Here is a 17,873-nt window from a genome sequence, read left to right as displayed (position 1 = left end):
GAGTGGTAGTTCAGTTGGTTAGAATACCGGCCTGTCACGCCGGGGGTCGCGGGTTCGAGTCCCGTCCACTCCGCCAACAGTATTGAAAGCAGTACCCGGATTCGGGCGTTTAGCTCAGTTGGTAGAGCGTCTGCCTTACAAGCAGAATGTCGGCGGTTCGACTCCGTCAACGCCCACCAAAGTTTCGGTTGGAGTGGTAGTTCAGTTGGTTAGAATACCGGCCTGTCACGCCGGGGGTCGCGGGTTCGAGTCCCGTCCACTCCGCCAAGCATTGCAAAAAAGCAGCCTTTAGGCTGCTTTTTTGCATTTTGCGTCGCATATTTCAAGCAAGCATTCGCATATCGCCCAACTTAGGACAAACAACTACCATTCTATTGCTTATCAGCTTGCAATGCGTCTGGGCTGCGGTGATACTTTTGGTTGACTTTCTGCATTCCATATAAAGAGATTCAACTATGCGCAATTTAATCCTGGCGGCTGGCTGCTTCGCCAGCACACTGGCCCTGGCGGGCGATCCCGCCGACAAGGCCATCTGGGAATATACGGTCAAAAACGGCGACAATCTGTGGTCGCTGGCGGCCGAGCATCTGTCGTCTCCCGCTTATGTGCCGAAGCTGCAAGCCAGAAATCGCATCGCCAACCCCTATCGGCTGATCCCCGGCAGCATCCTGCGGGTCCCCTACCCCTGGATCCGGCAGGCGCAATCCGACGCCACCCTGGAGGACATGGCCGGCGAATCCGCCGCGGCCGACGCCAAGGGCAAGCCGCTGGATCTGGCGGTGGGCAAGAAATACCCCAAAGGCACCCGCTTCACGACCGGCAACGACGCCATGATCAAATTGCGCTTCGTCGACGGCTCCTCGCTGGTGATCAACGCCAATACCGATCTGAGCCTGCAAACCCAGGTCTATTACCCCAGCACCGGGGCGATCCAGTCCCAGATCAAGCTGAACAACGGCAGCACCGGCAATTCGGTGATTCCCAACATCCTGATGCCCAGCCGCTACGAGATCCGCACCCCGTCGGCGGTCACCACCGTGCGCGGCACGGAATTCCGCGTCAACGCCGCCGGCGGCGAAGACACCTTGGCGGAAGTGCTCAAAGGCAGCGTGGAGGTCAAGGGCCGTCGCAGCAAGGTGGACGTGCCCGCCGGTTTCGGCACCTTGTCCAGCCGTAAAAGCGGGCCAAGCAAGCCGGAAGAACTGCCGCCGCCGCCGGACCTGTCCACCGTGGCGGACAATAGCCAGTTCAACCCGCCGCCGCTGGAGTGGCAGCGCGACGAACGCGCCGCCTCCTACCGCGTGACCTTGAGCGGCAAGAAGCGCCTGGCCGAGCGCCAGTTGCAGGCGCCGCGTTACTATCCGCGCCTGCCGGGCAATGGCGACTACGTGCTGCACGTCCGCGCCAAGAACCGCTCCGGCCTGGAAGGCTACGACAGCACGCGCAGCTTCAAGCTGCAAGCCTACCCGCTGCCGCCGCTGTTGTTCACCCATGCGGACGGCGTCCAGCTGCGCGGCAAATCCCTGACCTTGCGGGTGGACGCCAGCGCGGAACGCCCGCTGCGGCTGCAGATTTCGCGTCAGCCGGATTTCGCCCAGCCGCTGCTGGAACAGAGCGTGGCCGAGGCCGAGTTCAAAACCGAGTTGCCGGAATCCGGCATCTGGTACTGGAGGCTGGCGCGGCTGGACGCGCAAGGCCGGCCGGGCCCTTTCTCCGCCGCGCAAAAAGTGGAGACCAAGGGCTGGCTCAGCCGCCTGGACAAAACCACCCCGGTGCTGGCGGCCCGCCCCTATCCCGTCGCCCGCGCGCGCTACACCCTGACGCTGACCGCGGCCCAGGCCGCCAACGCGCAGCCGTTCTCGCTGAGCAGCGATAAGCCGCAATGGGAGCTGAAGGCGCTGGAAGCCTTGCCGGCCGGGCAATACAAGGCAAGCGTCAAGATCGAGGGAGAACACGGCTACTTGGCGACGGAAGAGCAAGAAATGCTCACTCTTCCCGGAAAACTTCCCTAGAATGGCAACATGCTAACTTACTATCGCGACAAGATTCTGCGCTTGTTGCCTTTTTTGCTGGCCTTGCTGGCGGCTCTGCTGACCCTCTCCGGCCTGTTGCTGCGGCTGGACTTCTGGCTGTACGACGGGCTGATCCGGATCAAGTCCAACCATAACCAGACCAGCGACATCGTCGTCGTCGCGGTGGACGAGCGCAGCCTGTCGGAGCTGGGCCGCTGGCCCTGGCCGCGCGAATTCCACGCCCAGCTGGTGGACAAGCTGGCGCAGGCCAAGGCCGTGGGCCTGGACATCGTGTTGGCCGAGCCCTCGCACAATATGCCGGAGTCGGATCAGGCGCTGGCGGACGCCATCCGCCGCAACGGCAAAGTCATTAGCCCGGTGTTTCCGGAAATGCAGGACAACCGCCTGACCGAGACCCGGCCCCTGCCCGCCATCGCCGCCGCCAGCGCCGGCCTGGGGCACACCGACTACGAATTGGACAGCGACGGCGTGATCCGCCGCGTCTATCTGAAAGCGGGCCTGGGCTCGCCCCACCACCCCAATTTCGCGCAGGCGGTGCTGGATCTGGCCAATGGCCAGCGCCAGTCCGAGCAGCAGAAAATGGCGATGCCGCACGGCAAGCCGGGCAGCTGGCTGCGCGAAGACCCGGTGATGGTGCCCTATCTGTCCGGCCCGCCGCCGTTCCAGCAAGTGTCCTATATCGACGCGCTCAATCAACTGCCTCCCGCCTTCTTCGCCGGCAAGATCGTGCTGGTGGGCGCCACCGCCACCGGCCTGGGCGATATCCACGCCACGCCGCTGTCGGCCAACAACCGCGGCATGCCCGGCGTGGAAATCAACGCCTTCCTGCTTCATGGGCTGCAACAGGACAACACGCCGGTGCCGCTGCCGCTGGGATGGAAAGCCGTCATCAACGCGCTGGCCATCTTGCTGCTGGACCTGCTGCTCAGCCGCTACAAGCACCGCCAGGGCATTCTGCCGGCCTATCTGCTGGCCTCCTGTGGCGTGCTGGTGCTCAGCGTCCTGCTGCTGACGCTAGCCTCGGTGTTCTGGAGCGGCGTCACCACCGCCATCCTGCTGTGGCTGGCCGGCAGCGTCCGCTTCGTGTCGCGGCAATCCAAGCTTTTGCTGCAGGCCAATACCGACGGCCTCACCGGGCTTTACAACCGCCGGCACTTCGACGAAATCCTGGCGCCGACGCTGGACAAGCACCGCGCCGCCGGCAAGACGCTGGCGCTGCTGATCCTGGACGTGGACAACTTCAAAGGCTACAACGACCACTACGGCCATTACGCCGGCGATCTGATCCTGCAAAGGCTGGCGCAAGAGCTGAACGCCTACTTCAGCCCCCGTCGCCACATCGTGGCGCGGCTGGGCGGCGAAGAGTTCGGCGTGCTGCTGGAAGAATGCGGGCAGGACCAGGCGGTGGCCGCGGCGGAAGGCTTCCGCGCCCGGCTGGAAGAACTGGAGCTGGCGCATTTGAAGAGCCCCTTGCGCAAAGTCACCTGCAGCATAGGCGTCGCCGCCAGGGTGCCGGAAACGGACGACAACGGCCGCACCTTCTACGAAGACGCCGACAGCGCGCTCTACATCGCCAAGCGCTCCGGCCGCAACGCGGTCAGCCCCGCCCCCGCCACCTTGACGCCTCAACACCAGCGCTGATCCCGCTCCGACGGCCTCGCCTCGCAATGCCTGGGCCTACCCGCCTTCCTAGAACGCGTAACGGCCGGACAGGTACAACATCCTTCCCCATAAGTCGGTGGCGGGACCGGAATAAGCGGCCGCCCCGCCGCTGAAGCCGGCCCCGGTGGCGTAGCTGGGCATCCGGTTGCCCAGATTGCGGATGCCGCCGCTGACGCTGAAGCCCTTGCTCGGCTTCAGGCCGACACTGAGATCCAGCGCGGTGTAGGATCCCACCCTCTCCTTCACGTCCCCGGCATTGCGGTACAGCTGGGAGTACAGGTTCTTGAAAGACGCGTAACTGCGCGCCGTCAGCCCCACAGAATAGCCGCCACGGCTGTAACTCACTTCAAAGACGTTTTTCCAGCGCGGCTGCGCGCCGTAGTCGGCGTACTCCAGCATCGGATCGGTCTCGGTCTGCGATTCCCGGTAGCTGAAGATGCGGCTTTGCGCGTTGCGGAACTTGAGCTTGCCGTAAGCGCCCAGCGACCAGTCGTACTGCACATCGATGTCGACGCCGGAAGTCCGGGTCTTGCCGATATTCATGTACGGCGCGGAAATGTAGTCGATATCCCCCCTTACGCCGGGAAGATCGGCGGGCTTGCGCACCACGAAGCCGGGAAAACGGTCCGGATTGTCCAGCACGTATTGCGGGTCCAGCGACTGCACGGTGTTGGACACCTCGATCCGGTACCAGTCCACGGTGGCCGACAGCGCCGGAGTCGGCTGCAGCACCAGGCCCAGCGCGTAGTTCCGCGACTCCTCCGGATTCAGCCCCGGGTTGCCGCCGCTGCGCAGCTGATTGCTGGCCAGGCCGCAGCGTTCGCGGGCGATGCCGCGGTCGGCGCACTGCGCGTAGTCGTACACCGAAGTGTAGGCCTGGCGCGACGCGTACAGCTGAGGCAGCGTCGGCGCCTTGAAACCGGTGGTGACGGAGCCGCGCAGCATCGCCGGCTCCCAGGGGCGGAAGGAAAAAGCCAGCTTGGGGTTGAAGGTGTCGCCGAAATCGTTGTAGCGGTCGGCGCGCACCGCCAGCTGGACCTCCAGATTCTTCAACACCGGCAAATTGACTTCGCTGAAAGCGGACAGCACCGAGCGGCTGGCCCGCAGACTTTGCTGGACGGCGAAATTCATGATCTTGCCGGTTTGCAGCAGCGGGTCCGGCTGCGCGTCTATCGATTCATGCGACCACTGCAGACCGGCGGCGAAGCCGGCGGGGCCGGCCGGCAGCCTGAACCACTCATCATTGCTGGCCTTGAATTCAAACGCCGACAAACGCGACGAGGACGTGTTGGCGATGGTGGCCAGATACGGCCGCAGCGCGACGGCGTCGTTCTGCTGCGAAAACGGGTTATAGAGCGGCCCGCCGTCGGCGCCGTTCCGCAACATGGCGAGGAAAGCGTCGTTCAACACCACATTGTTCTGCCTCGCCTCCACTTTGTTCAAACCCAGGTTCAGCGAGCTCTCCAGATCCCAGTCGCGCCACAAGGCGCGCCCGCCCAGCACCGCGCGATACGTGTCGCTGGTGATCTCGTTGAGCCGCCGGCCGTTCTCCGACAGATTGCGGGTGATTTGCAGATTGTCGGTGGGTTTGAAGTCCGGATACACCGACGCCAGGCCGCCGTCCCGCGGATAAATCGCCCAATTGGGCGACACAATGGTCTGCACAAAGGAATAAGCGCCGTCCAGCGGCGTCTCGGTGCGGTTCAGCCCCAGCTCAGCGAAGAACTCCGCGTCGCCGCTCAAACGCCGGGTGTAATGGGCCATCAAGCCGTAACGACTGGTGCGCGGCGCCAACTGAGCGCCCATCTCATCCACGTCGGACACGCACAGCGCGGCTCCGCTGGGCCGGGTGGTCAGCCGCCACGGCGGGCAGCCGGGCAAGGGCTTGGCCAGCGCGTTGCTTCTGTCGGCGTTGGGCGTGCGGTCGTTCCAATAGCCCCATTGCGCGCCGCTGCGCAGATCCGGCCCGCCCTGAAAACGGTAATCGTTGCTGCGAGTGGCGTCGTGGTTGCGGCTGAACACCGGCTCGCGGTGGTAAACGTCGAAAGACAGCAGCAGGTTCTGGCCGTCCTGTTCCAGATCCCCGAAGCCGCCGCTCAGATTCAGCCCCTGCTCGATGCCGTCTCCATCCAGATTGCCGCCGCCGCGCAGCGCCGCCTCGGCGCCCCGGAAGTTGCGCCGGGTCTTGAAGTTGATCACGCCGGCCACCGCGTCGGAGCCGTAAATGGCCGATGCGCCGTCCCGCAGAATCTCCACCGATTCAATCACCGACAGCGGCAAGGTGTTCAGATCGACAAAGGCGTCGGTGCCGCTGATGAACATCGCGTAATTGGGCAAGCGACGGCCGTTCAGCAAGACCAGCACGTACTTGGAGCTCATGCCGCGCAGGCCGGCGGTGGCTGCGCCGGCGGCAAAGCTGTTGGAGTTGGTGCCGGCCAGCAGGCTGCCCACCGACGGCAGCCGGTCCAGCAACTGGATCACGGTGGACGCGCCGGTCTTGTCGATATCCTCTTTCTTGATCACCTCCACCGCCAAAGCCTTTTCCTTGCCGATGCGCTTGATATTGGAGCCGGTCACCGTCACCCGCTCCAGCGGGACGGCCTCCTCCGCCCAAGCGCCCATGCCCAAGCCCATGCCCGCCGCGGCAACCGCCAGATAGCTGCGTTTCATCTCCTTACCCCCTTGTAGTGCGCTCGCCGGTCGCGGCGCGCGCCCCTAAGCTGCCGCAGCGGGCGCTACAAAGAGATTGGCGGTAGTCGCCGGCCCCCTCCCCAAGGCCGGAAAACCACACATCCATTTAAAATCAACATCTTAAATAAATTTCAGCTGTGGCGATAAAAGCACAGGCGCGCCTGCCCGCCGCGCGGTTTCCGATGCCGTCATTATTATTTACATCTTAAGCATGCAATAAGATCATGACCCAAAGAAAAAGGCCGCCCAAGGCGGCCTTCGCTGCGCGGCAATCCGGCGTCAGGCGGACTTGCGCGCCATCAACCAGCCGGCGAAGCCGATCACGCCGACGAAGAAGACCGCCACCCAGAACGGCATCGCCATCCCCAGGAAGGTCCACTCCACGGTGGCGCACTCGCCGCTGCCTTTGAACACCTTGGAAATCACCTCCGTCAACGGCGAGGACTCCATCAGGAACTCCAGGCCGGGACCGCAGGCCGGAACCTGGTCCGCCGGCAGATGTTGCAGCCACAATTGGCGCAGCGACACCGACAGGCCCGCCAAGGCGGCCAGAATCGTCAAACCGCCCCAGGCCCTGGCGCCGCAACGGCCTGGATTGACCAGCGCCGCCAGCAAGGCGATCACGCCCGCGGCGATCACGCCGATGCGCTGGAAAATGCACAGCGGGCACGGCTCCAGGCCCAGCTGGTATTGCGCGAACAATGCAAAACCCATCGCGCCGGCGCAGGCGGCGGCGATCAGCAGAAAACCTTGTCGGTTGCTCAAGCCCATATCTTCCTCAATGTTTGGCGGTATTACGTCATGGCGCATGATTGTGCCATACAACATGGAGGAGTCAGAACCGCCCCGCGGCTTAAAGTTCCAGAAAGCGGCGTATCGCCTCTTTCTGATGCAAGGCGTCCTTATAGCCCAGCGTGATCAGCTCGCGAGTGTAGCCCGGCTCGAACAATAGATAAGTGGCCAGGGCGGTGCCGCGGTGACGGGTGGCGCCGGTGCCCTTCAGCAGGAAGCGCAGCAAGGGCGGAAACAGCCGGGTGTGCTTGTAGGCGATGCCCTCCAGCGATTTGCTGGGGTTGAGCATGAAGATGTCCACCTTGCGCAACTGGGTCTGCCGCGCCAGATCCTCATGGCTTTGCAGCAGCGACACGGTGTGATTGACCCGGGTCAGCCGTTCCATGTCCACCGACATGCTGTCTATGAACACGCTATTGAGCAGATGGCCGAAAATCTGCGCCGGCGACGGATAGAAACCGCTGTGGCGGCGTTCTATGGTGTCCGGCCGCTTGCTGGCCAGGCCGACGACAAACAGCTTTTCCGCGCCCAGGTGCAAGGCCGGCGACAAGGGGGACAGCTGCCGCACCGCGCCGTCGCAGTAAAACTTCTCGCCCAGGCAGACCGAGGGGAAAATCAGCGGAATGGCCGAGGTGGCCATCATGTGTTCGATATTGATGCGTTCGCGCAGCCCCAGCCGCTGATAGCGCTCCCACTCCTCCAGGCTGTCCGCGCCCTGGAAAAAAGTGACCGACATCCCGGTGGTGTAGCAAGAAGCCGTCAGCGCCAGCGCCTTGAGCGCGCCGTGACGCACGGAATGGTCTATGCCCTCGAACACCATCACCTTGGTCAGCAGCTCGCGCAGCGGGGCGTTGTCCAGAAAGCTCTTGGGATTGCGCCACAGACGGCCGCCGGACAGGATGGACAGGCCGAAATGCAGAAAAGTCTTCAGAAAATAGCCGGAACTGGCGTCGTAGACATCCTGGATGTGCAATTGCTTCCACATCTGCGCCAGCGTGGACACCGCCAGATGGAAATTACCGGCGCCGGAGGCCAGCGCCACCGCATTGATCGCCCCGGCGGACGTGCCGCAAATAATGGGAAAGGGATTGACGCGCGCGTCCGGCAGCAGCCGGGCAATTCCCAGCAACACCCCCACCTGGTAAGCCGCGCGCGCGCCGCCGCCCGACAAGACCAGCCCGATATCGGATTGCCTCCCCATCCCGCACCTCGCGTGGCTATATTGGCGGCGGATCGGCATGCCCGACGCCGCACGGCTTCTTGTTCTATTTAGGCATAGTCAAACGCCGCGGCCAGCACCAACTTCGCGCGGAGGAAATCGGTCGTACAGGCTCAATAAGCAGCCGCCGTCTGCATGGCCCATAAATGCGCGCCCACCAGCGCGCGCCACGGCGCGAAGCCTTGCAGCCATTGCTCGGTTTCGCGCGGCGACACCGCCTCGGCCCGCTCCAGCAAGCGCTGCAGGCCGCGCCGAACCGCCACGTCCCCGTGCAAGGAGCCGTCCAGCCAGCCATAGCCGCGCAACAGCGCGTAGCTGACCGTCCACGGGCCGATGCCGGGCAAGGCCAGCAAGCGCGCGGCGATCTCCTCCGGCGCGCCGCCGTCCAGCCAGCCCTGCAAGGGCAAGCCGCCGTCGGCCGTCTGCCGGCTCAGTTCCAGCAAGGTCCGGGTCTTGGCGCGGGAGAAGCCGGCCTGGCCCAGTTGGTCCGCCTCCAGCTCCGCCAATTGCTCCGGCGACGGATGGCACAGCAGACCGCCGCTGTGGCGCTTGCCGACCAACTGCATCAGCCGACGCCGCAGCGAGATGGCGGCGTGGACGCTGATCTGCTGACCGGTGACGGCCCAGACCAGCGCCTCGAACGGCGTGGTGGTCTGCGGCACGCGCAAGCCGGGACGCGCGGCGATCAGGCCGGCCAGCTGCGGATGGCCGCGATGCGCGCGCTCGAAATCCGCCACCGGCTGCGCCAAGCCCAGCATGCGGCGCGCCATGGCGGTCAAGGCCGCCGCGTCGCCGGCCTGCGGCGAAACGTCCGCGTCCAGCCCCACCCGCACCGCGTCCGCGGCGAACGTCATGCTCAGACAGGCCGGCTCGCCGCGCCACAGCAAGCCCTTGCTCAGGCTCAGCGCCGTCACCCGCTCGGACAGCTCCTGAGCGTCGCGGCGGTGGAAGGCCATGAAGTCGTCCCGGCGAAAATCCGCGGGCAAAGACAGGGATAAAGACAGCGAAACAAAATCGGCCGGTTCAGCCATGGATCAGCGCGCCTTGCGAAAAGTCAGATTGATGCGGCGGCGCCCCAGCAAAGGATGTTCACCCTCCGCCACCGGCAGCACCCCGTGGAAACGCATGCGGTCCGGCCCGCCCCACACCAGCACGTCGCCGTGGCGCAACTCGATGCGGCCGGGACGCTCGGCGCGGCTAAGACCGCCGAACAGGAAGATCGCCGGCAGACCCAGCGACACGGATACGATGGGCGCGCCGAAATCGCGCTCGTCCTTGTCCTGGTGCAAGGACATCTTGGCGCCCGGCGCATAGCAGTTGATCAGGCAGGCATCCGGCGCGAAATCCGGGAAGCCGGCCTCGGCGGCGGCCTGTTCGGCCAAGACGCGCAACAAGGCCGGCATCGCCGGCCACGGCTGGCCGCTGTCCGGATCGCGCTCGGCGTAGCGGTAGCCGCGCGCGTCGGATACCCAGCCGCAAGCGCCGCAGCTGGAAGTGGCCACCGACATCGCCCGCCCTCCCGGCGTCTGCATGCCGCGCGGCGGCGCTTGCCGCAGCACGGCTTCCACTTCCGCCAGCAGCGCCGCGTCGATATCGCTGGCGCGGCGGTGCAATAAGGCGGCGCCGAGCGACAGGCGCTCCAGCCAGCCGCCCTCTTCCGGCGCGAACAGATCCGCCATCGCCGGCCTCAGGCCTCAAGCTTCGCCGGCCACCATCATGCTGCGCAACAGCACCGAGCCCATCTGTCGGCCGCCGCGCTCCAGCACGTCGTTGCCCACCGCGTCGATCTGCATGAACATCTCGCGCAGATTGCCGGCGATGGTGATTTCCTCCACCGGGTGCACGATCACGCCGCGCTCCACCCAGAAGCCGGCCGCGCCGCGCGAGTAATCGCCGGTGACGGTGTTGACGCCCTGGCCCAGCAGCTCGGTCACCAGCAGGCCGGTGCCCATGGCCTGCAGCAACTCCTCCAGGCTTTCGCCGGTGGAATGCACGACCAGATTATGCGCACCGCCGGCGTTGCCGGTGGTCTGCATGCCCAGCTTGCGCGCCGAATAGCTGCCCAGCATATAACCCTGCAGCACGCCCTTGTCCACCAGACGGCGCGCCACCGTGGCCACGCCCTCGTTGTCGAAGGCGCCGCTGGCCATGCCGCGCAGCAAGAAGGGATCTTCGTCCACGGTGATGTTGGCCGACATCACCGGCTTGCCCAGAGAATCCAGCAGGAAGGACGATTTGCGGTACAGGCTGCCGCCGCTGATGGCGGCCACCAGATGGCTGAGCAGCGAGGCGGCGATCGGCGCTTCGAACACCACCGGATACTGGCCGGTCTTCACCTTGCGCGCGCCCAGCCGCCGCGCCGCGCGCTGGCCGGCCTTGGCGCCGATGGCCTCCGGCGCGTCCAAGTCCTCGCGCCGCCGCGCCGACGAATACCAGTAATCGCGCTGCATCGCGCCGCCGTCCTCGGCCACCACCGCCGCGGAAATGCTGTGGCGGCTGCTGGCGTAGCCGCCGATGAAGCCGTGGCTGTTGGCGTAGGCGAAATGGCTGGACTGCGAGGACGCGGTGCCGCCCTCGGAATTGCGGATGCGCGGATCGGCCGCCAACGCGGCGGCCTCGCAGGCTTTGGCCAGCTCGATGGCTTCCTCCACCGGCAGCGCCCACGGGTGGTACAAGCTGAGATCGGGAAACTCGGTGGCCATCAATTGGGAATCGGCCAGGCCGGCGCAAGGGTCCTCGGCGGTGTAGCGCGCGATGTCCCGCGCCGCGCGCACGGTGTCCGCCAAAGCCTCTTCGGAAAAATCGGAGGTGCTGGCATGGCCCTTCTTCTGCCCCAGGTAGACGGTCACACCCACGCCCTTGTCCTGGTTGTACTCGATGGTTTCCACCTCGGACAGGCGCACGCTCACCGTCTGGCCCAGGCCTTCGGAAACGTCGGCCTCGGCGGCGCTGGCGCCCTCGGCCTTGGCCAGTTCGATCACGCGGGAGGCGATGTCCTCCAGCGCGGCTTGGCTGAAACTGAATGTTTTGTCTGCCATAGTGTCTTTCGCAATGGTCGAAACGGCCGGAGGCCTTTTCCGGTATCATACCAGCCTTGAGAAAACCGATTGAGAATTGCCAACGATGACCCATTACCAGAACGACAGCCCGGACGACGGCTACGTCAGCAAATCCCAGCGCAAGCGCGATATGGATGCGCTGCAGGACCTGGGCCGCGAACTGGTGGAGCTGTCCAAGGACACGCTGAAAAAAATGCAGCTGCCGGAAGACTTGCTCACCGCTATTCTGGACTATAAACGCTTTACCGCGCACGGCGCGCTTCGCCGCCAGCTGCAATACATCGGCAAGCTGATGCGCGACGTGGACCCGGAACCGATCCAGCAATACCTGCAAATTCTCAAGGGCGAATCGTCCGAGCACATCGCCTGGCAGCACCTGCTGGAGCGCTGGCGCGAACGGCTGATGGAAGACGACAAGATGCTGGCCAACTTCGTCACCGACTTCCCGGCCGCCGATCCGCAACAGCTGCGCACGCTGATCCGCAACGCGCGCAAGGAAAAACAGGACAACAAACCGCCCAAGTCCTTCCGCCTGCTCTATCAGGCCGTCAAGGACGTGATCCCCGAACCGGGCAAGCCGCGCCTGCACCAGCAGGACCAAGAGGACGACGAGTGATGCTGAAAGTAGGTCTGGTCTCGATCTCCGACCGCGCCAGCAGCGGCGTGTACGAGGACAAGGGCATCCCGGCGCTGCGGGACTGGCTGGCCGCCGCGCTGGCCAGCCCCTTCGCCATCGTCTCCCGGCTGATCCCGGACGAGCAGCCGCAAATCGAAGCCGCGCTCAAGGCGCTGGTGGACGAGGAAGGCTGCCAGCTGGTGCTGACCACCGGCGGCACCGGCCCGGCGGCGCGCGACGTCACGCCGGAAGCCACGCTGGCGGTGGCGGACCGCGAAATGCCCGGCTTCGGCGAGCAGATGCGCCAGATCAGCCTGCGCTTCGTGCCCACCGCCATCCTGTCCCGCCAGGTGGGCGCGATCCGCAAGCAGGCGCTGATCCTCAACCTGCCCGGCCAGCCCAAGGCGATCAAGGAAACGCTGGAAGGCCTGCGCGGCGCCGACGGCCAGGTGGAAGTGCCCGGCATTTTCGCCGCCGTGCCCTATTGCATAGACTTGCTGGACGGCCCCTATATCGAAACCCATGAGACGGTGGTCAAGGCCTTCCGCCCCAAATCGGCGCAGAAAAAGCCGGACTGAGCCATGGCTTACCAGTCTCCCGCCTGGCTGCGCGGCGGCCACGCCCAAACCATCTGGCCGGCGCTGGCGATCAAGACCCGCCGCCCCGACTACCGCCGCGAACTGTGGGACACGCCGGACGGCGCGCGCATCGCGCTGGACTTCGTGCCCGGACGGCCCGGCGCGCCGCTGGTGGTGCTGTTTCACGGCCTGGAAGGCAGCAGCGACAGCCACTACGCGCGCGCGCTGATGCAAGCGGTGCAGCGGCGCGGTTGGAACGGCGTGGTGCCGCATTTTCGCGGCTGCGGCGGCGTGGACAATCCCTTGCCGCGCGCCTATCACGCCGGCGACGGTGCCGAGGTGCGCTGGATTCTGAGCCGGCTGGCGCAACGCTTCCCCGTTTTGGCCGCCGCCGCGGTGTCCCTGGGCGGCAGCATGCTGCTCAACTATCTGGCGGACGAAGGCGCGCAGGCGCTGCCGCGCGCGGCGGCGGCGGTGTCCGCGCCGCTGGACCTGGTGGCGGCCAGCACCCGGCTGGACCGCGGCCTGGGCAAACTGCTGTACACCCGCATGTTCATGGGCACGCTCAAACCCAAGGCCTTGGAATCGCTGCAGCGCCATCCCGGCCTGTTCGACGGCGGCAAGCTCAGCCGCGCGCGCACCTTCATCGAGTTCGACGACCTGGTCACCGCGCCCATCCACGGCTTCGGCACCGCGCTCAATTACTGGCGCAGCGCCAGCGCCAAACCGCGGCTGGGCCAGATCGCCCGCCCCACCCTGGTGCTGAACGCGCGCAACGACCCCTTCCTGCCGGAACAGGCGCTGCCGCGCCAGACCGACGTGGCCGCCAGCGTCACCTTGGAGTTCCCCCGCCACGGCGGCCACGTAGGCTTCGCCTCCGGCGCCTTCCCCGGCACGCTGGACTGGCTGCCGTCACGCTTGCTGGAATTCTTCGAACCGCATCTGGATTGACTGCGCGGCGCTTTCTGCGCATCTTGACGGCATCCCACCCTCAAGCGAAAGCGCCGCATGGCTTCCGACACCGTCAAGACCTCCGTCCTGCGCAAAACTTATCTGCGCATTCTCGCTCCGCTGTTCATCGCCTCGGTTCTGGCCTTTCTTGACCGGGTCAACGTCAGTTACGCCGCCCTGACCATGAACGCCGACCTCGGCTTCAACGCCAAGGTCTACGGCCTGGCCGCCGGCATCTTCTTCGCCGGCTACGTCCTGTTCGAAGTGCCCGGCGCCATCCTGGCCGAGCGTTGGAGCCCCAGCCGCTGGATCGCCCGCATCCTGTTCTCCTGGGGCGCGGTCAGCATGCTGCTGGGCCTGGTGCAGAACGAGTGGCAGTTCTATGTCCTGCGCTTCTTGCTGGGCGTGTGCGAGGCCAGCTTCTACCCGGTGATCTACGCCTCGGTGATCCCGCGCTGGTTCGTCGCGGACACCCGCGCCCGCGCCATTTCCATCACTCTGTGTTCGCTGCTGGTCTCCGCCATCGTCGGCGCGCCGCTGGCCGGCTGGATGGTGGGCCTGCAGCCCTTCGGCCTCAAGGGCTGGCAAAGCCTGTTCCTGCTGGAAGGCGGCGTCACCGTGCTTTACGGCTTCGCCATACTGCTGTGGCTGCGGGACGATCCGGCCCAGGCCGCCTGGCTGAGCGCGGAGGAAAAGCGCTATCTGATCGATACGCTGAAGGCGGAAGCGGCCGCCACGCGTGAACAACAGCCGGCCACGCTGCGCCAGGCGCTGGCGCAGCCGGCGGTGTTGCGGCTGTGCCTGATCTATTTTCTATGGATTACCGGTTTCTGGGGCTTTAGTTTCTGGATGCCCACGGTGATCAAGAACGCCTCCGGCTGGTCGCCGCTGGCCATCGGCCTCGCCTCCGCCGTGCCCATGCTGGCGGCGCTGGCCGCCATGCTGTGGCTGGGCCATTCCTCGTCCCGCCGCGGGGAAAAGCGCTGGCATGTGGCGCTGCCGCTCATGTTCGCCGCCGCCGGCTTCCTGATCGGCGCTTTGAGCGACAGTATCGCCGTGGCGCTGCTCTCGGTCACCGTCGTCGCCATCGGCGTCTACAGCCCGATGGGCGTGTGGTGGTCCATCCCCACCACGTTTCTGACCGGCACGCTGGCGGCGGGCGCCATCGGCCTGATCAACTCCGTGGGCAATGTCGGCGGCTTCATCGGCCCTTACGCGCTGGGCTTGATCGAGGCCGCCACCGGCAGCCACACCCTGGCTTACTTCTGGCTCAGCGGCTCGCTGCTGCTCAGCGCGCTCTTGGTGCTGGGCTTGAAGCCGCAAGCGCAAACAGCGGACAATTCCAGCCAAGCCGCCGCTTCCGGCGGACGATAGGAAGAACCATGCCGACACGAATCTTCGTCCTCGCTCTCTGCGCTTTTCTGCTCTCCGCTTGCGCCGGCATGGCCGAACGCCTGCGCGGCTCCCTGGAACCGCCGGCCGAGCGCGGCTACGCCATTCTGTCGCTGACCGGCAAATCCGCCAATCCGGACAGTGCGACGCTGGGGCTGAACATCGCCAACGCCGCCGGCCGCGTCGTGGCGGCCGACAGCGCCAGCCTGCTGACCGACACCGTGTTCGGCGAGCAGGGCACATCCATGGCGGAGGGCAAACTGATGCTGTTCACGCTGGAGCCGGGCCAGTATCGGGTGGAGCAAGTCTGGGCCAACTGGCTGGAGGACGGGGCCTGGGGCGTCAGCCGCAAGATGCGCAGCTTCCGCCTGGCCGCGCCGTTTGAGCTGAAGCGCGGCGAGACGGTTTATCTGGGCAATGTGGACGTGGACATGAGCTTCTTGCCGGAAGCGCGGTTGCGCGATGAGTCCGAGCGCGATCTCGCCCACATCCGCCGCATCTGGAAGATCAAGGACGTGTCCGGCGTTCAGCTGCGGCCGCTGGGGCAAGCACGGCTCTGAGCTTCCGTTCAAACCCTTGAAGCCAGCTCAAAACCCGGCATGGCCGCCGAGAAAGCGAAAGGCTCATACTATGTATGAGCCTTTCTTAAGCCACACTCACCGTATTATGCCCGTCCGCGCACGGTAGATCGCGAGCCGGTCCCGAACCCGCTCACTTCTGCCACAGCTTGGCCAGATAGGCCGGCTTCACCGTCGCCGCCGCGAGCGGTACGGCCTCCAGCACCCGGTAGGCGTTCTGTCGGGTGTCGCGCAGCAGCGCGTCCGCGTACGGCGCGCCGTCCAGCTTGCGCAAGGCCGCCACGCGCGGCGCATTGGCCTTGTCGCTGCGATGGGTGACCACACCTATCTCGTTGCTGGCCAGTTTGACGAAGCTGCCGGGCGGATACACGCCCAGCTCCTTGATCAGCAAGGCCGCGTGCTGCGGATCGAAATCGCCCAGCTCGCCGCGGTACAAGCTGCCTATCACCAGCGCCGGCAAGGCCGGCTGAGGCTGATGGATGCAGGAACACAACACGTCCACCATGTGCAGCAGGGCCGCGTCCGGGTGGATGTCCTCGCCGCGCAGCCCCTGCGGGTAACCGTCGCCGCCGCGCTGCTCCTGATGGGTCTGCACCAGAAGATGCCAGTGCTCGTCCACCACCCCGGCCTCGCGCAAAATGGCGGAGCCTACGATGGGATGGGCGTAGAGATCGTCGCGCTGCGCGGCGTCCGGCGGCGTCGGCTGCCGCGACAATTGATTGAGCAGGCCGGTGATCGCCAGATTCATGCTCAGCGCCGCGCCCACCACCGCCTGCAAGCGCGCCTCCTCCATGCCCAGCCGCCGGCCCAGCACCGCCATGATGGCCGCCACGTGCACGCTGTGGGCGCTGCCGATGTCGCGATAGGGCGTCAGCAACACGCTGGCCAGCACCCCGTCCGGCTGTTTGCTGGCCAGCCGAATCAACGCGTCCGCCATGTCCGCCAGCCGCCCGGCCAGGCCCGGCACCGCCAAGCCGTGCAAGAGCAGGCCCTCGGCGCGGCGGGTCTGGAAGCCCAGTTCCATGATGGGGTTGGGCTGCACCTGGGCCGCGGCCTCTTTTTCGCGCTGCGCCGCGCGCTCCAGCTGTTCGCGCTCCAAGCGCGCCGCCACCTCCTCGCTGTCGCCGTGCGCCAGCGTCACCAGCCGCTCGCGCTGCTCCGGCGTCAGCACGTAATGGCCTTTTTTCAGCAGCAGCAGGCCGTTCTTGGCGTATACGTCGACCGGCAATTGCTGGCCGATGCGCAAGAAGCTGGTGGGCAACTTCACTTTGGAGGAGTCCGGCATAATCTATTTACGTTTCGTTAAGTCATGCTTCAATGGCTGTGAATAATGCCGCATTCCATCGGCCTAAGGAAGCCCCCGCGGTCCCGCTCTCGCGCCGGCTTGCCATGCAATGCCGATGACATTAATCTAGTCGCTTCAATCCTCTTGCCTCGTTGGAGAATGCCGTTATGACAAGCAATCGACGCGTCGACGCTTCGCGCAGGGACTTCTTGAACAGCGCGGTGGGCGTGGGCTTCGCGCTGGCGGTGCAGCCCATCGCCGCCAGCGCCATTCTCACCGACGGCGACGGCCTCAGCGCCGGCGCGGTGGAAATCCCGACCGGCCCGGCCGTCATGCCGGGCTACATGGCCAAGCCCGTCGCGGCCGGCGGGCCCTTGCCGGTGGTGCTGGTGGTGCAGGAAATCTTCGGCGTGCACGAGCATATCCGCGATCTGTGCCGGCGGCTGGCCAAGGCCGGCTATCTGGCGGTGGCGCCGGAGCTCTATTTCCGCCAGGGCGACCCGAGCAAGGTCGCCAGCATCGGCGAACTGCTCAGCGGCCTGGTCAGCAAGGTGCCCGACAGCCAGGTGCTGGCCGATCTGGACGCCACGCTGGCCTGGGCCGGCGGCCACGGCGGCGACGTCAAGCGCGCGGCCGTCACCGGCTTTTGCTGGGGCGGACGCCAGACGTGGCTGTACGCGGCGCACAATCCGGCGCTCAAGGCCGGCGCCGCCTGGTACGGCCGGCTGCAGGGCGAGGCCGGCGCCAACACCCCGCGCCAGCCGCTGGACGTCGTCGCCCAGCTGCATGCGCCGGTGCTCGGGCTTTACGGCGGCCTGGACAAGGGCATTCCGCTGGAATCGGTGGACAAGATGAAGGCCGCGCTGCGCGCCGCCGGCAAGCCCTCCGAAATCGTGGTCTACCCGGAGGCCGACCACGGCTTCAACGCCGACTACCGCCCGACTTACAACGCCGCCGCCGCCGCCGACGCCTGGCGGCGCATGCTGCAATGGTTCAAACAACACGGCGTCTGACACC

15 protein-coding genes and 2 tRNA genes are annotated in these 17,873 nt (G+C 65.9%); 10 read left to right on the top strand and 7 right to left on the bottom strand.

Features of this window, described 5'->3' with window-relative positions; all coding sequences use genetic code 11:
• The first annotated feature begins 103 nt into the window (after positions 1–103).
• The 4 genes from NK214_RS07730 to NK214_RS07715 all read left to right on the top strand — a co-directional run bounded on the left by NK214_RS07730 (position 104) and on the right by NK214_RS07715 (position 3,674).
• A tRNA-Val gene (locus NK214_RS07730) sits at positions 104–179 on the top strand.
• An 11-nt stretch (positions 180–190) separates the two neighbouring features.
• Positions 191–267, top strand: a tRNA-Asp gene (locus tag NK214_RS07725).
• Positions 268–455: 188 nt separating this feature from the next.
• Entirely contained in the window at positions 456–2,012 is a 1,557-nt protein-coding gene (locus tag NK214_RS07720; RefSeq protein WP_253314152.1) for a FecR domain-containing protein, read from the top strand.
• 9 nt (positions 2,013–2,021) lie between these two features.
• Positions 2,022–3,674 (top strand): CHASE2 domain-containing protein, encoded by a 1,653-nt coding sequence (locus NK214_RS07715; RefSeq protein ID WP_107799690.1) that lies wholly within the window; start codon positions 2,022–2,024, stop codon positions 3,672–3,674.
• Positions 3,675–3,722: 48 nt separating this feature from the next.
• Here the strand turns inward: NK214_RS07715 and NK214_RS07710 are convergent, their stop codons facing one another.
• From NK214_RS07710 to pmbA, 6 genes are all read right to left on the bottom strand, one after another.
• Positions 3,723–6,365: a TonB-dependent siderophore receptor gene (locus NK214_RS07710; protein WP_253314151.1), complete on the bottom strand. Its 2,643-nt coding sequence runs from the start codon at positions 6,363–6,365 to the stop codon at positions 3,723–3,725.
• Positions 6,366–6,665: 300 nt separating this feature from the next.
• Positions 6,666–7,157 carry a disulfide bond formation protein B gene (locus tag NK214_RS07705; protein WP_107799692.1) on the bottom strand — a complete coding sequence of 164 codons (492 nt, stop codon included), beginning with the start codon at positions 7,155–7,157 and terminating at the stop codon, positions 6,666–6,668.
• A gap of 82 nt (positions 7,158–7,239) precedes the next feature.
• Positions 7,240–8,379 (bottom strand): patatin-like phospholipase family protein, encoded by a 1,140-nt coding sequence (locus NK214_RS07700; protein WP_107799693.1) that lies wholly within the window; start codon positions 8,377–8,379, stop codon positions 7,240–7,242.
• A 131-nt stretch (positions 8,380–8,510) separates the two neighbouring features.
• Positions 8,511–9,428, bottom strand: a complete 918-nt coding sequence (locus NK214_RS07695; protein ID WP_107799694.1) for a DNA-3-methyladenine glycosylase — start codon at positions 9,426–9,428, stop codon at positions 8,511–8,513.
• Between the two features lie 3 nt (positions 9,429–9,431).
• On the bottom strand, positions 9,432–10,076 hold the full coding sequence (gene alkB / locus NK214_RS07690; RefSeq protein ID WP_253314150.1) for a DNA oxidative demethylase AlkB: 645 nt from the start codon (positions 10,074–10,076) through the stop codon (positions 9,432–9,434).
• A 15-nt stretch (positions 10,077–10,091) separates the two neighbouring features.
• Positions 10,092–11,435: a metalloprotease PmbA gene (gene pmbA / locus NK214_RS07685; protein WP_107799696.1), complete on the bottom strand. Its 1,344-nt coding sequence runs from the start codon at positions 11,433–11,435 to the stop codon at positions 10,092–10,094.
• Between the two features lie 85 nt (positions 11,436–11,520).
• Between pmbA and yjgA the strand changes: the two genes are divergently transcribed.
• The 5 genes from yjgA to NK214_RS07660 are packed head-to-tail and all read left to right on the top strand — an operon-like array spanning position 11,521 to position 15,553.
• Entirely contained in the window at positions 11,521–12,072 is a 552-nt protein-coding gene (gene yjgA, locus NK214_RS07680; RefSeq protein WP_081545106.1) for a ribosome biogenesis factor YjgA, read from the top strand.
• Positions 12,072–12,650: a molybdopterin adenylyltransferase gene (gene mog / locus NK214_RS07675; protein ID WP_235087781.1), complete on the top strand. Its 579-nt coding sequence runs from the start codon at positions 12,072–12,074 to the stop codon at positions 12,648–12,650. The genes yjgA and mog overlap by 1 nt, the downstream gene beginning before the upstream one ends.
• Before the next feature lie 3 nt (positions 12,651–12,653).
• Complete coding sequence (locus NK214_RS07670; protein ID WP_107799698.1) at positions 12,654–13,601, top strand: YheT family hydrolase; 948 nt, start codon at positions 12,654–12,656, stop codon at positions 13,599–13,601.
• Between the two features lie 57 nt (positions 13,602–13,658).
• Positions 13,659–14,975 carry an MFS transporter gene (locus NK214_RS07665; protein WP_253314149.1) on the top strand — a complete coding sequence of 439 codons (1,317 nt, stop codon included), beginning with the start codon at positions 13,659–13,661 and terminating at the stop codon, positions 14,973–14,975.
• A gap of 8 nt (positions 14,976–14,983) precedes the next feature.
• Positions 14,984–15,553: a hypothetical protein gene (locus tag NK214_RS07660; protein WP_253314148.1), complete on the top strand. Its 570-nt coding sequence runs from the start codon at positions 14,984–14,986 to the stop codon at positions 15,551–15,553.
• Positions 15,554–15,704: 151 nt separating this feature from the next.
• Here NK214_RS07660 and NK214_RS07655 read toward each other — a convergent pair whose 3' ends face one another.
• A complete protein-coding gene (locus tag NK214_RS07655) occupies positions 15,705–16,856 on the bottom strand; it encodes an HD-GYP domain-containing protein (RefSeq protein WP_107799701.1) in 1,152 nt (383 codons plus the stop codon).
• A 167-nt stretch (positions 16,857–17,023) separates the two neighbouring features.
• Between NK214_RS07655 and NK214_RS07650 the strand changes: the two genes are divergently transcribed.
• On the top strand, positions 17,024–17,869 hold the full coding sequence (locus tag NK214_RS07650; RefSeq protein WP_107799702.1) for a dienelactone hydrolase family protein: 846 nt from the start codon (positions 17,024–17,026) through the stop codon (positions 17,867–17,869).
• Positions 17,870–17,873: the final 4 nt, after the last annotated feature.

The sequence above is a fragment of the Chromobacterium sp. S0633 genome, from assembly GCF_024158805.1.
Lineage (GTDB): Bacteria > Pseudomonadota > Gammaproteobacteria > Burkholderiales > Chromobacteriaceae > Chromobacterium.
The sequence above is the reverse complement of the archived record's forward strand: the minus strand, read 5'-3'. Positions and strand labels throughout refer to the sequence as shown.